This is a genomic window from Actinomadura montaniterrae (assembly GCF_008923365.1).
GTDB lineage: Bacteria > Actinomycetota > Actinomycetes > Streptosporangiales > Streptosporangiaceae > Spirillospora > Spirillospora montaniterrae.
On the sequence record NZ_WBMR01000234.1, the window covers coordinates 1 to 14,183 of the forward strand.

Here is a 14,183-nt window from a genome sequence, read left to right on the forward strand (position 1 = left end):
GGCAGCGCGGGGCACGGCCGGTCAGCACGGCACACGGCCGGTCAGGCGGCTCGCACGGCGGAGTCGGGGACGCCGGCGCGCAGCGCGGTGACGGCGGCGCGGATCGCGGGGCGGCGCGCGGCCTCCTCCCGCCAGACCGCGTACACGCGGCGGGTCAGCGGTTCGGCGAGCGGGACGACCGCGACGTCCGGCGGCACGTCGCAGCGGCCGAGGCGGGGCAGGATCGCGTTGCCGATCCCGGCGGCGACGAGCGCGAGCTGCGTCGCGAACTCGTAGGCCATGTGCTCGATGCGGGGCTCGCTGTCGACGGCGCGGAGGGTGCGCAGGAGCCAGTCGCAGCAGATGCTGTCGGGCACCGAGCTGATCCACGGGTCGCCGGCCAGCTCCTTGAGGTCGACGCTGTCGCGGCCGGCCAGCGGGTGCCCGGCGGGCAGCGCGACGTCGGCGACGTCGTCGCAGATGGCGCCCTTGTGCAGGCCCTCGGGCAGCGGCAGCGGCTCGTTGTTCCAGTCCTGCACGACGGCCATGTCGAGGTCGCCGCGCAGGACGAGCGGCATGCTGTGCAGGGGGTCCTCTTCGCGGACCAGGACGCGCAGGTCGGGGTGCTCGGCACGGAGCCGCCGCAGCGCCTGCGGCATCAGCCCGCGGACGGCGGTGGGGAACGCCGCGAGGGTCAGCTGGCCGACGACCGAGCCGCGGTGCGCCTCCAGGTCGGCCTGGGCCTGCTCGACCAGCGAGAGGATCTTCTCGGCGTGCCCGACGAGCAGCTCCGCGGCGTCGGTGAGCCGCACGCCGCGGCCGTTGCGCTCGAGCAGCTTCTGGCCGGTCTCCCGCTCCAGCTTGGCGAGCTGCTGGGAGACGGCGGAGGTGGTGACGTGCAGGACGTCGGCGGCGGCGCTGACCGAGCCGTAGGTGGCGACGGAGTGCAGCGCGCGCAGCCGTTCGAGATCGAGCATGTAGCAACTCTAAAACGAGATGTCGACAGATTCTAGCTTGTCCTAAAATAAGGGGCCAGGCGACGATCGGGGCATGAGACCGCGCCACGTCCTGCTGGCCACCCTGATCGCCGCGATCTGGGGATTCAACTTCGTCCCGATCAAGGTCGCGCTGGAGGACTTCCCGCCGCTGCTGCTCGCCGCGCTGCGGTTCACCGCCGCCGCGCTGCCCGCGGTGTTCTTCGTGCGGCGCCCGCCGGTGGCGGTCCGCTGGCTGTGGCTGGTCGGGATCCCGCTGGGCGTCGGGCAGTTCGCGCTGCTGTTCATCGGCATGCGGCTGGGGATGCCGGCGGGGCTGTCGTCGGTGGTGCTCCAGGTCCAGGCGATCTTCACCGCGCTGTTCGCCGGGGTGCTGCTGCGCGAGCGGCTCGGCGCCCGGCAGATCATCGGGATGGCCGTCGCGTTCGCCGGCGTCGCGCTGCTCGGCGTCGCCCAAGCGGCCGGGAGGTCGGACGGGGTCGGTTGGTCGGGGGAGCACAGCGGTAGTCCCGTAGGCGCGTTCCTGCTGTGCATCGGCGGGGCGGCGAGCTGGGGGCTGGCGAACGTCGCGATGCGGCGGATGAACCAGACCGCGGCCGAGCCGGTCGACGCCTTCGGGTTCATGGTGTGGATGTCGCTGATCCCGCCCGTCCCGCTGTTCGCCCTCTCGCTGGTCTTCGAGGGGCCGGGGGCGGTGCCGGACGCGGCGCGGCACCTGTCCGTCGCCGGGGTCGGCTCGCTGGCCTTCATCGCCTACGTCTCCACGCTCGTCGGGTTCGGCGTGTGGGGCTGGCTGATGCGCCGCTACGAGGCCGGCACCGTCGCCATGTACTCGCTGCTCGTCCCGCCGTTCGGGCTGCTGTCCGCCGCGCTCGTCCTCGGCGAGCACGTGGACGGGACGCGCCTCGCCGGGGCGGCGCTCATCATCTGCGGCGTCGCGGCGGGCAGCGTCCGGCTGCGGACCCGCGCCTCCCGCGCCTCCCGCACCGCCCACGAGTCCCGCGCCTCCCGCGCGCCCATCCAGGTGGCTCCGCCGGCGGAGCCCGTCCAGACGAGGTGACAGCCATGCACGGAATCAATGCGGCCCTGGTCACGCCGTTCACCCGTTCCGGCGAGGTGGACGCCAAGTCCCTCGAACGCCTCGCCGTCCACTGCCTCGGCAACGGCGCGGCCGGGCTCGTCGCGCTGGGCACGACCGGCGAGGCCGCGCTCCTGACGGCCGAGGAGCGGCGGACCGTCCTGGAGGTGTGCCGCGCCGTGTCCATCGAGCACGGCGCCCGGCTGATCGTCGGCGCCGGGACGATGGGCACGGCGGACACCATCCGGGAGGCCCGCGAGCACGCGCCGCTCGCCGACGCGCTGCTCGTCGTCGTGCCGTACTACCTGCGTCCGTCCGACGACGGCGTGATCGACCACTTCGCGGCCGTCGGCGCCGCCGTGGACGTCCCGCTGATCGCCTACAACGTCCCGTACCGGACGGGGAAGCCGCTGTCCGGGGAGACGCTCGTGCGGCTGCTCGGGCTGGGCTGCGTCGCCGGGATCAAGCACTGCGCGGGGGCCGTCGACCAGGACACCCTGGAGATGCTGGCGGCGGACACCGGCAAGGCCGTGCTGTGCGGCGACGACGCCTACATCTACCCGATGCTGCAGCTCGGCGCGTCGGGCGGCGTCGCCGCGTCCGCGTGCCTGGCGCCGCGCGCCTACGCGGACATGGCGGACGCCGTCCGGCACGGCAACGCGGCCCGCGGGCTGGCGCTGCACAACGCCCTGCTGCCGCTCGCGCGGGCGCTGTTCACCGAGCCGTCCCCGTCCGTCCTGAAGGCGTGCCTCGCCGAGATCGGCCTGATCGACGACCCCGCGGTCCGCGCTCCCCTGCACGCCCCGCACCCCGAAACGGTCGCCGAGGCCCTCCACGCCTTCCGGCGGCTGAGCTTCGCCTAGCCGCTCCTGAGATGCCTCAGCCGTCACGCGAGCGCGTCACCTGACCGGTGAGGCGAAGCCGAAGGCGAGCCCCACCGGGAAGATCGCGAAGCGATGCCGCGCTCGCCCGATCCCGGTCAGGGGGCTCGCCTGGCGGCTCGCCCCCTGACCGGGATCAAGAAGACGCAGCGGCGGCGCGGGCGGCGTGGGGGAGGGCGTCGAGGATGCGGCCGATCGCCTCGTCGTCGTGGGCCGCCGACAGGAACCACACCTCGTACGCCGACGGCGGCAGGTAGACGCCCCGGTCGAGCGCCGCGTGGAAGAACGCCCCGTACGCCTTGACGTTCTGGCGCTGCGCGGCGGCGAAGTCGCCGACCTCGCCGTCGGTGAAGAAGATCGAGAACAGGTTGCCGGCGTTCTGCAGCGAGTGCGGGACGCCCTCCTTGGCGAGGGCCTCCGACGCGGCCTTCGACACGATCCCGGCGGCCCGGTCGATCGCCGCGTAGACCTCGTCGGTCGCGCCGCGCAGCGTCGCCAGCCCGGCGGCCGTCGCGAGCGGGTTCCCCGACAGGGTGCCCGCCTGGTAGACGGGCCCGGCGGGCGCGAGCCGGTCCATGATCTCGGCGCGGCCGCCGAACGCCGCGGCGGGCAGCCCGCCGCCCATCACCTTCCCGAACGTCACGAGGTCCGCCGCGACGCCCTCGATCCCGTACCAGCCGGACCGGGACGCCCGGAACCCGGTCAGCACCTCGTCGAGCACCAGCAGCGCCCCGTAGCGCTCGCAGAGCCGCTTCAGCAGCGCGTTGAAGCCGTTCAGCGGCGGGACGACGCCCATGTTGCACGGCACCGCCTCCGCGATCACGCAGGCGATCTCGTGGCCGTGCTCGTCGAACGCCGTCTCCACCGCCGCGACGTCGTTGTACGGCAGCACGATCGTGTCGGCGGTCGTCGCGCCGGTCACGCCCGGGGTGTCGGGCAGCGCGAACGTCGCCACGCCCGACCCCGCCGCCGCCAGCAGCGAGTCGACGTGCCCGTGGTAGCAGCCCGCGAACTTCACGATCTTCGGGCGGGACGTGAAGCCGCGCGCCAGCCGGATCGCCGACATCGTCGCCTCGGTCCCCGAGTTGACCAGCCGGACCTTCTCCACCGGCGCCCGCGCGACGATCTCCTCGGCCAGCTCGACCTCGCCGGGCGTCGGCGCCCCGTACGACGTGCCGCGCGCCGCCGCGTCCTGCACCGCCGCCACCACGTCCGGGTGCGCGTGCCCGAGGATCATCGGGCCCCACGAGCAGATCAGGTCGACGTACTCGTTGCCGTCGGCGTCGGTCAGGTACGGGCCGCGCGCCGAGGCGATGAAGCGCGGCGTCCCGCCGACCGCCCCGAAGGCGCGGACCGGTGAGTTCACGCCGCCGGGGACGAGCCCCTCGGCACGCTCGAACAACTGCTGGGAGCGATCGGTTCCAGTCACGTTTCCAGTCTCTCAGTTGCAGTTCGGCGACTGCGCTTGACCTCGCCGGGTACGGGCCGATATTCCACCAAGTACGACATCGGCGCCCGGTCGGGAGGCGCCCGTTATCTTCACCGGCGTCCGCCGTATCGGAGGGATGGCTTTCACCGTGGTTGACGGCTGGACGGTCCCGGGCTTCACCCATGAGCGGGAACTGGGCGACGGCGCCGCGGGCCGTGTGGTGCTGGCGGTCGACGACATGACCAGCACGAAGGTCGCGATCAAGTACCTCGCCGGCGCGCTGCGCGCCGACGAGGCCTTCATGGCGCGGTTCCGCGCGTCCGCGCGCACACTGTCCCAGCTCGAGGATCCCAACGTCGCCGATCTCTACGACTTCGTCGAGGCCCCCGAGGGCGCCGCGGTCGTGATGCAGTACGTCGACGGGGTCGCGCTGCGCCGGGTGCTGGCCGCGCAGGGCCCCACGGGCCCGCTCGCGGCCCTGTCGATGCTCGGCGGGACCCTGCTGGGGCTCGCCGCCGCGCACGCCCTCGACGTCGTACATGGCGCCGTCCGGCCGTCGGCGGTCCTCGTGGACGGCGAGGGCAACGCGCGCCTCACCGACTTCGCGACCGCCGCGCCCGGCACCGAGGCGCAGCTCGCCCCCGCGTACGCCGCGCCGGAGCTGTGGGACGGGGCGCCCGCGACCGTCGCCACCGACCTGTACGCGGCCACGGCGATCTTCTTCGAGTGCCTCACCGGGCACCCGCCGTACGCCGGGCGCAACATGGCGCGGCTGCACCGCGAGGCGCCGGTCCCGGCCGAGGAGGTCCCGGGTCCGCTGCGCGAGCTGATCGGCCAGGGCCTCGCGAAGGACCCGGAGACCCGCCCGAAGTCCGCGGCGGACTACCTCGGCGCCCTCGAGGAGGCCGCCGTGTCGGCGTACGGGCCGTCGTGGGAGGCGCAGGGCCGCGGCCGGCTCACCGAGCTCGCCGCGCAGGCCGCGCTGCAGCCCGAGCCGCCGAAGCCCAAGCCGTCCCGCAGCAGCGGCCGCAACCAGGTGATCGCCACCGGGCAGGCGCCCGCGCGGGGCTCCGGCAACCGCCGGATCACCGCCGCCATCGCCGCGGTCGTCGCCGCCGGCGCGGTCGTCGGCGGCGTCGTGTTCGTGAAGTCGGGCGACGGCGACGCCACGCCGCCGACCCCGTCGCCCGCGCAGAGCAGCACGCCCCAGCCGTCCGTGCCGCCCGGCGGGGTCGCCCCGGCGGAGCTCTCGGCGCGCATCGTCCAGGCCGCGGACCAGGCGCCGGGCGCCCGGTTCAGCTACCGCCGCACCGGCTGCTGCGGCGCGCCGAGCGCCGCGCAGGGCACCTTCGGCCTGGTCAAGGGCGCGGAGCCGGCGTACTCGATGACGCTGTCGGGGTCCGGCAAGACCCGCAAGCGGGCGCCGGCCGTGGTGATCGGCGACCGGGTGTACCTGCGGGCGGGCAAGAAGTGGCGGCCGTCCCCGGCCGGCGCGCGCGGCTACCCGGCGCTGGCCGAGCAGGTGCGGCGCGGCAGCTCGGTGTCCGCGGTGACGACGCTGCTGAACGCCGCCACGGCGCTGACCGAGTCCGGAGGGGTGTACCGGGGCGAGGCGCCGGTCGCGGCGCTCGCGCGGACGCCCGGCTCGGGCACGCTCTACGCGGAGATGGCGCGCGCCACCGGCGTCCAGCAGATCAGCTTCGCGCTCAAGCTGGACGGCTCGTCCCGGCCGGTGAAGCTGTGGCTGCGGGCCGGGCCGGCGAAGGGCCGCAACCAGATCATCACGACGTCGTACTCCGCGTGGGGCCGCAAGGCGATCAAGACGCCGCGCTGACCGCGGGCCGGGCCGGACCGGCCCGCGTCGGCCCGCGGGGGCCGGTCACTCGCAGCTGTCGGCGAGGACCTCGAGGAGCCGCAGCGGGTCGGGCAGCGGCTCCCGCCGCGGCGGCCGCACCCAGGCCGCCTCCTTGCCGGACGCGAGCAGCGACGGCGGCGCCACGACGTAGCTGTCGCGGCAGTGCCACCGCATCCCGGGCGTCTCGGTCACGGTCTCCGGCGAGGTGTCGAGGTGGCAGGACCACCACTCGTCCTCGTCGGCGGGGGCGCCGCGGGTGGCGACGAAGAACAGGTGCCGCTCGTCGCCGAGGTACGCGACGGGCCCGACCGGCAGGTCCTCGCGGGCGATCCGGTCGAGGGCGGCGGCGCCGGCGGCGGCCGGGACGTCGAACACGTCGAAGACCCGGCCGGTCGGCAGGATGATGTTGGCCTGCGGGCGCTGCGACCACCAGCGCCGGATCCGGTCCGGGTCGGCGGACGCCTGGTGCGCCCACGCCGCCGACACCGGGTGCGCCGCCGGGTCGGGGCAGCCGATCCGGTCGCACGAGCAGGACCGGTCGCCGGCGGAGGGCGGGTGCGCCCCCGGAAAGCAGGGCCAGCCCATCGCGGCGTACTCCAGGGCGGCCGAGGCCATCCGGTCGCGTGCCGCCCGTTGCCGCCTGTTCCCCGAGACCGCCAGCATCTCCGCCCCCCAATACCCAAGGTCGAACGTGGGTTCTTGATAGACGATGATGCCCGCGCCCCGCCGCGCCAGACACGGCGCCCCCGCCGAAACGACCCTAAGTAACTACCCGCCCATGATCATTGGAGCTTTCCCCCGCCCGGCGCATGGGGGTTCCAGGGGGCCGTGCCGGGACGCGGGGGACGCGGGGGGCGCGGGGGTGCCCCGCGGGTCAGCGCAGCTTCTTCGCCACTTCCGTGGCCCAGTAGGTGAGGATCATGTCGGCGCCCGCGCGGCGGATCGCGACCAGCGACTCCATGATGGTCCGGTCCCGGTCGATCCAGCCCTTCTCCGCGGCGGCCTCGATCATCGCGTACTCGCCGCTGACCTGGTAGGCGGCGACGGGGACGTCCACGGCGTCGCGGACCCGGCGGACGATGTCGAGGTAGGCGCCCGCGGGCTTCACCATCACCATGTCGGCGCCCTCGTCGAGGTCGAGGAACACCTCGCGGAGCGACTCGTCGGCGTTGGCCGGGTCCTGCTGGTGGGTGGAGCGGTCGCCGAACTGGGGCGCGCACTCGGCGGCGTCGCGGAACGGGCCGTAGTAGGCGGAGGCGTACTTCACCGAGTACCCGAGGATCGAGACGTCGGTGTAGCCGCCCTTGTCGAGGGCCTCGCGGATCACGCCGACCTGCCCGTCCATCATCCCGGACGGGCCGACCACCTGCGCCCCGGCGGCGGCCTGCGCGACGGCGATGGAGGCGTACCGCTCCAGCGTGGCGTCGTTGTCGATCTCGCCGCCGGCGGTGAGGATGCCGCAGTGCCCGTGGTCGGTGTACTCGTCCAGGCACAGGTCCGTCATGACCACGATGGCGTCGCCGAGGTCGGACGCCAGGTCGCGCAGGGCCAGCTGGACGATCCCGGCGGGGTCGTCGGCGCCCGAGCCGGTGCCGTCCTTCACCGCGGGGATCCCGAACAGGATGAGCGCGCCGACGCCGGCCTCGGCGGCCTCGTGCGCGGCCTTGCGGAGGCTGTCGCGGGTGTGCTGCACGACGCCCGGCATCGACGCGACCGGCTGCGGCCCGGCGATGCCCTCCTTGACGAACATCGGCAGCACCAGGTCGGCGGGGGCGAGCCGGGTCTCGGCGACCATCCGGCGCAGCGCGGGCGTGCGCCGCAGCCGCCGCGGCCGCGCGACGGGGAACTGAGCAGACATGATCCTTCTTTCCCGGTGCCCGGCGCGGGCCGCGCCGGGCCCGGTCGGCGGGCTCTTACTTGCGGCGCCGGGCTCCCCGGCGCATCTGGCTGGGCTTGCGCAGCGGGTCGCCGGCCTCGATCTGGGCCGCCCGCCGCCTGGCACCGTACTCCGCGAGGGCCTCCGCGAGCGCCGATACCGACGGTTTGTCCGCCATCACGTCGACGCGCAGCCCGTACTCCTCGGCGGTCTTGGCGGTCTGCGGGCCGATCACCGCGATCACCGTGACGTTGTGCGGCTTGCCGGCGATGCCGATCAGGTTCTTCACCGTGGACGACGAGGTGAACAGCACCGCGTCGAACCCGCCGCCCTTGATCGCCTCGCGGATCGGGGCGGGCGGCGGCGCGGCCCGGACCGTCCGGTAGGCGGTGACGTCCTCGCACTCCCAGCCGAGCTCGGTGAGCTTGGCGATGAGGGTGTCGGTGGCGATGTCGGCGCGCGGCAGCAGCACCCGGTTGATCGGGTCGAGGTCCTCGTCGTAGGGCGGCCACACCTCGGCGAGGCCCTCGCTGGACTGCTGCCCGGACGGGGTCAGGTCGGGGTGGATGCCGAACTCGACGAGCGCGGCGGCGGTCTGCTCGCCGACGGCGGCGACCTTCAGCCCGGCGAACGCGCGGGCGTCCAGGCCGTAGGCGACGAACTTCTCCCGGACGGCCTTGACCGCGTTGGTGGAGGTGAACACCACCCACTCGTAGCGTCCGGTGACGAGGCCCTTGACGGCCCGGTCCATCTGCTGCGGGGTGCGCGGCGGCTCGACGGAGATCGTCGGGACCTCGTCGGGGACGGCGCCGTACCCGCGGAGCTGGTCCGACAGCGACGCGGCCTGCTCCTTGGTGCGCGGCACCAGCACCCGCCAGCCGAACAGCGCCTTGGTCTCGAACCAGGACAGCCGGTCGCGCCAGGACACCACGTCCCCCACGATGATCATCGCGGGGGCCTCCATGCCCTTGGTGTCGGAGGCCAGCTTCTGCAGGGTGGAGACGACGGTCTCCTGCTCGGTGGTGGTGCCGAGGCTGGTCATCGCGGCGGGCGTCGAGTCGGGGCGGCCGGCCGCGACGAGGCCCTTGGCGACCTCGGCGACGGCGCCCTCCGCGCCGAAGATCACGAGGGTCGCGTCGGACCCGGCGAACTCCTCCCAGTCGACGCCGCCGTCGGAGGCGTCGACGAACCGGAACTCGCGGTGCTCGGGGTCCGTCAGCGGGATGCCCGCATAGCCGGGCACCCCGGTCACGGCGGACACGCCGGGGACGACCTCGAACGGCACCCCCGCCTTGCGCAGCGCGGCGCCCTCGGTCGCGAACCCGCAGACGACGCCGGGGTCGCCGTGGAACAGCCGGACGACGCGGCGGCCCGCCTTCGCGGCGCGCGACGCGAGCTTCACCGGGTCGCCGTCGGCGGTGTCGAGGACCTCCACGTCCGGGCGGCAGTGCGCGAGGACGTCGGCGGGGCAGTGCGCGCGGCTGACCACGACGGTGTCGGCGCGCTCCAGCTCGGCCGCGGCGCGCAGCGTCAGCAGGCCCGGGTCGCCCGGGCCCATCCCGACGATCGCGACCGTGCCGGGGTCGGTGGTACGGCTCGGCCGGCCGGCCGTGGTCGATCCGGCGGCGGCCGATCCGGCGGCGCCCGGGCCGGCGGCCCCCGGGCGGGCGGGGCTCTGGCTAGCGGGGCTCAATCGCGCTCCCCCATCAACTGGTCGGCCCCCTGCGCGAGCAGCCGGTGCGCGAGGTCGCGCCCCAGCGTCTCGGCGTCGTCCGGGTGGCCGCTTGCGGACAGCCTGATCTGCCGGCTCCCGTCGAACGCGGCGACGGTCGCGGTCAGATGCAGTTCTTCTTCTACTTCGGCAGCGTATGTTCCCACGGGCGCGGAGCAACCGCCCTCCAGGACGGCGAGCACCGTCCGCTCCGCGGTCACGCAGGCCCTGGTCATCGGGTCATCGACCGTTCCAAGCAGCGCACGGAGCTCCGCCTGGTCGGCGCGGCATTCGAGCGCGAGCGACCCCTGCCCGGGCGCCGGCAGCATCTGGTCGGGGTCGAAGACCTCCGCGACCGCGTCCAGCCGGCCGATCCGCCGCAGCCCCGCGTGCGCGAGCACCACCGCGTCCAGCTCCCCGTCGGCGACCTTGCGCAGCCGCGTGTCGGCGTTGCCGCGGATCGCGACGACGTCCAGGTCCGGGCGCATCGCGCGCAGCTGCGCGACGCGCCGCGGCGACCCGGTGCCGACGCGGGCGCCGCGCGGCAGGTCCGCCAGCTTGCAGGGGCCGCACAGGGCGTCGCGCGGGTCGTCGCGGACGGGGGTCGCGGCGAGCGCGATCCCCTCCGCGGGCCCGGTCGGCAGGTCCTTCAGCGAGTGCACGGCGAAGTCCACCTCACCGGCCAGCAGCCTGTCGCGCAGCGCGTTGACGAAGACACCCGTCCCGCCGATCTGGGCGAGCAGCGCCTTGGAGACATCACCTTCGGTCGTTACCCCGACCAGCTCCACGGCATGCCCGGTGGCCTCCGTCAATGCGTCCGCGACCAGCCGCGACTGCGTCATCGCCATGAGGCTCTTGCGGGTGCCGAGCCGCAGCGGGCCCCTGTCCGCGGTACTCAATGCGCTGCTCCACTCACTGCCCTGCTCCGACCGTAGGGCGGGCGGCGCGCTCCACGGCCCCCGCGTTCACGACTGTGCTCCTTCACCGCGCGGCGCGCCGCCGCGGGCGCTGACCGCCCGGACGCTCGCGGCCTGCGCGTTCACCGTGCCGGCGTCGACGGGGTCCGCCGCCGCGTCCGCGGGGCCGCCGCTCACGCAGTCGGCCTCGGCGCAGTCCGCCCGCGTCACCCGGGCGACCTCCGCCGCCTTCGCCGCGTCCGCGACCCGCGTCCCGCCGACCCTGTCCGCGGCACGGGTCCCCTCCACCGTACGTGCGGAACCGCTCCAGGGCGCCGAGGCGCTCCCGGGCGCCGGCTCCCCGGCGTCGTCGTCGGGACGCATGTCGGCGCGCGCGACCGCCACCGGCGCCTTCGGGTCCAGGTCGAACAGCCGCCGCAGCGCGTCGGCGTAGGAGTCCCCGCCCGGCGCCGCCGCCAGCTCCTTCACCCGGACGGTCGGCGCGTGCAGCAGCTTGTCCGCGACCCGCCGGACGGTCTGCTGGATCTCCCTGACGGCCCGCTCGTCCAGCTCCGGCAGCCGGCCCGCGAGCCGGGTCAGCTCCGACTCCACGACCGCGGCGGCCTTGGTGCGCAGCGCGACCACGGTCGGCGCGACCGCGGCGGCGCGCGCCGCGCTGAGGAACGCCTCGACCTCGTCCCGGACGATCCGCCGGACCGCCTCCACCGCCTCGGGGCCGATCGCCCGCGCGGCCTCCTGCGCGGTGCGCAGCTCGTCCAGCCCGGCGAGCCGCACCCCGGGCAGCGCGCCGACGGCCGGGTCCACGTCGTGCGGGAGCGCCAGGTCCAGGAAGAACCGGTCCCGGCCGTCCGCCCCGACGCCCTGCGCGGCGACCTGCGGCGCCGTCAGCACCAGGCCCGTCGCGCCCGTGCAGGACACCACCAGGTCCGCGTCGGCGATCGCGGCGTCCAGGTCCGCCAGCTCCACCGCCCGCGCCGGCACCTCCAGCGACTCCGCCAGCCGGACGGCGTTGGCGTGCGTGCGGTTGGCGACCACGACCTCGCCGGCCCCGGCCCGGCTCAGCGTCGCCGCCGCCAGCGAGCTCATCGACCCCGCGCCGACCACCAGCGCCCGCACCCCGGCCAGCGGGCCGAGGTGCCGCGCGGCGACCTCCAGGCCCACGCTGACCAGCGACGCGCCCGCCTGGTCGATGCCCGTCTCGGCGTGCGCGCGCTTGCCGACCCGCAGCGCCTGCTGCAGCACGTCGTGCAGGTCGCGGCCGAGCGTCCCCTCGTCCTGGGCGAGCCGGAACGCCTGCCGCAGCTGCCCGAGGATCTGGCCCTCGCCGACGACCATCGACTCCAGCCCGCACGCCACGGCGAACACGTGCTGGACGGCCCGCTCCTCGTAGTGCACGTACAGGTGCCGGGACAGCTCGTCCAGCGGCACGCCGGAGTGCAGCGCCAGCAGCTCGGAGATCGCCGAGACGCCGCCGTGGAACTTGTCGACCACCGCGTAGATCTCGACCCGGTTGCACGTCGACACGATCGCCGTCTCGGCGACGTTCGCGGACTCGTGCACCGCGTGCAGCAGCTTCGCCAGGTCGTCCCCGGTCACCGCCGTCCGCTCCAGCACCGGCACGGGCGCGCTCCGGTGACTGAGCCCGACGACAAGAACACTCATGCCTCAACCGCCTCTACGTACTGCGTGGCGCCGGGAGGGGCGTCGCCGCTCGCCAGGGGGGCGTAGTCGTCCGGCCCCCCGGCCTTGCGCTGCTCGTGGAACGCGAGGATCTGCAGCTCGATGGACAGGTCGACCTTCCGCACGTCCACGCCGTCGGGCACCGACAGCACGACGGGCGCGAAGTTCAGCACGCTCGTCACGCCCGCGGCCACGACGCGGTCGCACACCCCCTGGGCGGCGGCCGCCGGGGTCGCGATCACGGCGATGGACACGCCGTGATCGGCGATCACGTCCTCGAGCCGGTCGGTGTGCTCCACGGTCATGCCGGAGATCTCCTGGCCGACGATCGCCTCGTCGGCGTCGAGCAGGCCGGCCACCCGGAACCCGCGGGACGCGAATCCGCCATAACCGGCCAATGCACGGCCCAGGTTACCGACACCGATGATGGCGACCACCCAATCCTGGGTGAGACCGAGCTCACGCGAGATCTGGTAGACGAGGTACTCCACCTCGTAGCCGACGCCGCGGGTGCCGTAGGAGCCCAGGTGGGACAGGTCCTTGCGGAGCTTCGCCGAGTTCACGCCGGCCGCGGCCGCGAGTTCCTCGGACGAGACGGTCGCCACACCGCGCTCCTGCAGCCCGGTGAGGGCCCGCAGGTAGACGGGCAGGCGCGCGACGGTGGCTTCGGGGATGCCGCGGTCCGCGCGGTCGCGGTGGTTGCGGTTCTGTCGAGATGTCACGGCCTGCTCTTCGGGGCTCGACGCTGGGGGCGGGGCCCGAGAACCCCTCACCCCGGCTCGAGGCCGGACCGCACGGCCGCGGCCGGACCGCCCCAGGGCTATCCATCAGGTTAAGCCTTTGTGAATACGCGCACAAAGTGCCCCCCGGACGGCGGACGCGGCGGCCGGGGCGCGCGCCGCCGCCCAAAGCCCGTCCAGCAGCGGGTTTCGTGACCGTACCCGCGGGCGGGGCGCCCGGCGCGCCGCGGCGCGGTGTGACCGATGAGACATCCGCCGGCCCGCGTTCCAGCCCCGTCCGGACCCCCCGGAGGCGCGGTCGGGGGGCGCGGCGGGACGGGTCAGGAGGCGGCGCGGGCCTTGGCGATGGCGGCGCGCAGCCGGTCCTCGTCGACCCGCCAGAAGTCGTGCTGGACGCCGTTGATCAGCGTGACCGGGATCTGCTCCCAGTACTCCCGGGTGTCCTCCTCGGACCGGGTGATGTCCCGCTCGTCCCACGGCACGTCCAGCTCGGCCGCGACGCGCTCGATGATCGCGCGGGCGTCGTCGCACAGGTGGCAGCCCGGCTTGCCGAGCAGCGTGATGCGGACGTCGCCGCCCGGTCCGGTGGCCGGCATGCTCACCTTCCCTGGTGGTCCGGCGCGGGCAGCGGCAGCTTGGCCGCGCCGAGCCGCAGCTCGATCACGTTCGTGGCCAGCACGTGCGTCCGGGACTCGGCGAGGAACCGCTGCAGGTGCGGCTGCCGCCGGTGGACCGCGAACGCCGCCTCGTCCCGGAACAGCTGGTAGAAGATCCGCTGGGTGGGGCCGTTCACCACCTCGTGGCAGGCGAACACCAGCGTGTCCGGCTCGGCCGACCGGACGGCCCGGACCAGCTCCGCCGCGAGCCGGTCGAAGGCGGGCTCCCGGCCGTCCAGCAGCGTGTAGACGGTGATCTGGCCTGCCCGAGTGCGCGGGCCCCGCGACCGACGAGCACCTCGCCCGCGACGACGCGAACCGCCGCCGCCGCGCCGAGGGCCGCTCGATCGCCAAGCGCCTCATCCGCAAGCACGAGCTCCCCATGA

At 74.8% G+C, this 14,183-nt stretch carries 12 protein-coding genes and 1 pseudogene; 3 read left to right on the top strand and 10 right to left on the bottom strand.

All coding sequences use genetic code 11. From position 1 onward, the window contains the following. Window positions 1-41 precede the first annotated feature (41 nt). Entirely contained in the window at window positions 42-956 is a 915-nt protein-coding gene (locus F9B16_RS42480; RefSeq protein ID WP_151545935.1) for a LysR family transcriptional regulator, read from the bottom strand. 73 nt (window positions 957-1,029) lie between these two features. On the opposite strand from F9B16_RS42480, the gene F9B16_RS42485 reads away from it, so the two are divergent. Together F9B16_RS42485 and F9B16_RS42490 are read left to right on the top strand one after the other, a co-directional pair. Continuing rightward, a complete protein-coding gene (locus tag F9B16_RS42485) occupies window positions 1,030-2,034 on the top strand; it encodes an EamA family transporter (protein ID WP_151545936.1) in 1,005 nt (334 codons plus the stop codon). A 5-nt stretch (window positions 2,035-2,039) separates the two neighbouring features. Continuing rightward, window positions 2,040-2,915: a 4-hydroxy-tetrahydrodipicolinate synthase family protein gene (locus F9B16_RS42490; RefSeq protein ID WP_151545937.1), complete on the top strand. Its 876-nt coding sequence runs from the start codon at window positions 2,040-2,042 to the stop codon at window positions 2,913-2,915. A gap of 154 nt (window positions 2,916-3,069) precedes the next feature. On the opposite strand, the gene hemL is transcribed toward F9B16_RS42490, so the two are convergent. Beyond that, complete coding sequence (hemL, locus tag F9B16_RS42495) at window positions 3,070-4,362, bottom strand: glutamate-1-semialdehyde 2,1-aminomutase (protein WP_151545938.1); 1,293 nt, start codon at window positions 4,360-4,362, stop codon at window positions 3,070-3,072. A 136-nt stretch (window positions 4,363-4,498) separates the two neighbouring features. Between hemL and F9B16_RS42500 the strand changes: the two genes are divergently transcribed. After that, window positions 4,499-6,196, top strand: a complete 1,698-nt coding sequence (locus tag F9B16_RS42500) for a serine/threonine-protein kinase (protein ID WP_151545939.1) — start codon at window positions 4,499-4,501, stop codon at window positions 6,194-6,196. Between the two features lie 45 nt (window positions 6,197-6,241). Here the strand turns inward: F9B16_RS42500 and F9B16_RS42505 are convergent, their stop codons facing one another. The 8 genes and pseudogenes from F9B16_RS42505 to F9B16_RS42540 all read right to left on the bottom strand — a co-directional run bounded on the left by F9B16_RS42505 (window position 6,242) and on the right by F9B16_RS42540 (window position 14,054). Next, a complete protein-coding gene (locus tag F9B16_RS42505; RefSeq protein WP_151545940.1) occupies window positions 6,242-6,880 on the bottom strand; it encodes a bifunctional DNA primase/polymerase in 639 nt (212 codons plus the stop codon). Window positions 6,881-7,091: 211 nt separating this feature from the next. Continuing rightward, window positions 7,092-8,075 (bottom strand): porphobilinogen synthase, encoded by a 984-nt coding sequence (gene hemB, locus F9B16_RS42510; protein WP_151545941.1) that lies wholly within the window; start codon window positions 8,073-8,075, stop codon window positions 7,092-7,094. Between the two features lie 55 nt (window positions 8,076-8,130). After that, entirely contained in the window at window positions 8,131-9,660 is a 1,530-nt protein-coding gene (locus F9B16_RS42515; protein WP_264159852.1) for a bifunctional uroporphyrinogen-III C-methyltransferase/uroporphyrinogen-III synthase, read from the bottom strand. 122 nt (window positions 9,661-9,782) lie between these two features. After that, the gene (gene hemC, locus F9B16_RS42520) at window positions 9,783-10,652 is read right to left on the bottom strand and encodes a hydroxymethylbilane synthase (protein ID WP_404800567.1); all 870 of its coding nucleotides are present in this window, start codon (window positions 10,650-10,652) and stop codon (window positions 9,783-9,785) included. Window positions 10,653-11,081: 429 nt separating this feature from the next. Continuing rightward, window positions 11,082-12,383: pseudogene (locus F9B16_RS42525) on the bottom strand (glutamyl-tRNA reductase); the annotation flags it as partial. After that, window positions 12,380-13,123 carry a redox-sensing transcriptional repressor Rex gene (locus F9B16_RS42530; RefSeq protein WP_151545943.1) on the bottom strand — a complete coding sequence of 248 codons (744 nt, stop codon included), beginning with the start codon at window positions 13,121-13,123 and terminating at the stop codon, window positions 12,380-12,382. The gene F9B16_RS42530 and the pseudogene F9B16_RS42525, both read right to left, overlap by 4 nt. 338 nt (window positions 13,124-13,461) lie before the next feature. Then, window positions 13,462-13,737 (bottom strand): glutaredoxin family protein, encoded by a 276-nt coding sequence (locus F9B16_RS42535; protein WP_151545944.1) that lies wholly within the window; start codon window positions 13,735-13,737, stop codon window positions 13,462-13,464. Window positions 13,738-13,739: 2 nt separating this feature from the next. Continuing rightward, the gene (locus F9B16_RS42540) at window positions 13,740-14,054 is read right to left on the bottom strand and encodes a putative quinol monooxygenase (protein ID WP_225992436.1); all 315 of its coding nucleotides are present in this window, start codon (window positions 14,052-14,054) and stop codon (window positions 13,740-13,742) included. Window positions 14,055-14,183 lie beyond the last annotated feature (129 nt).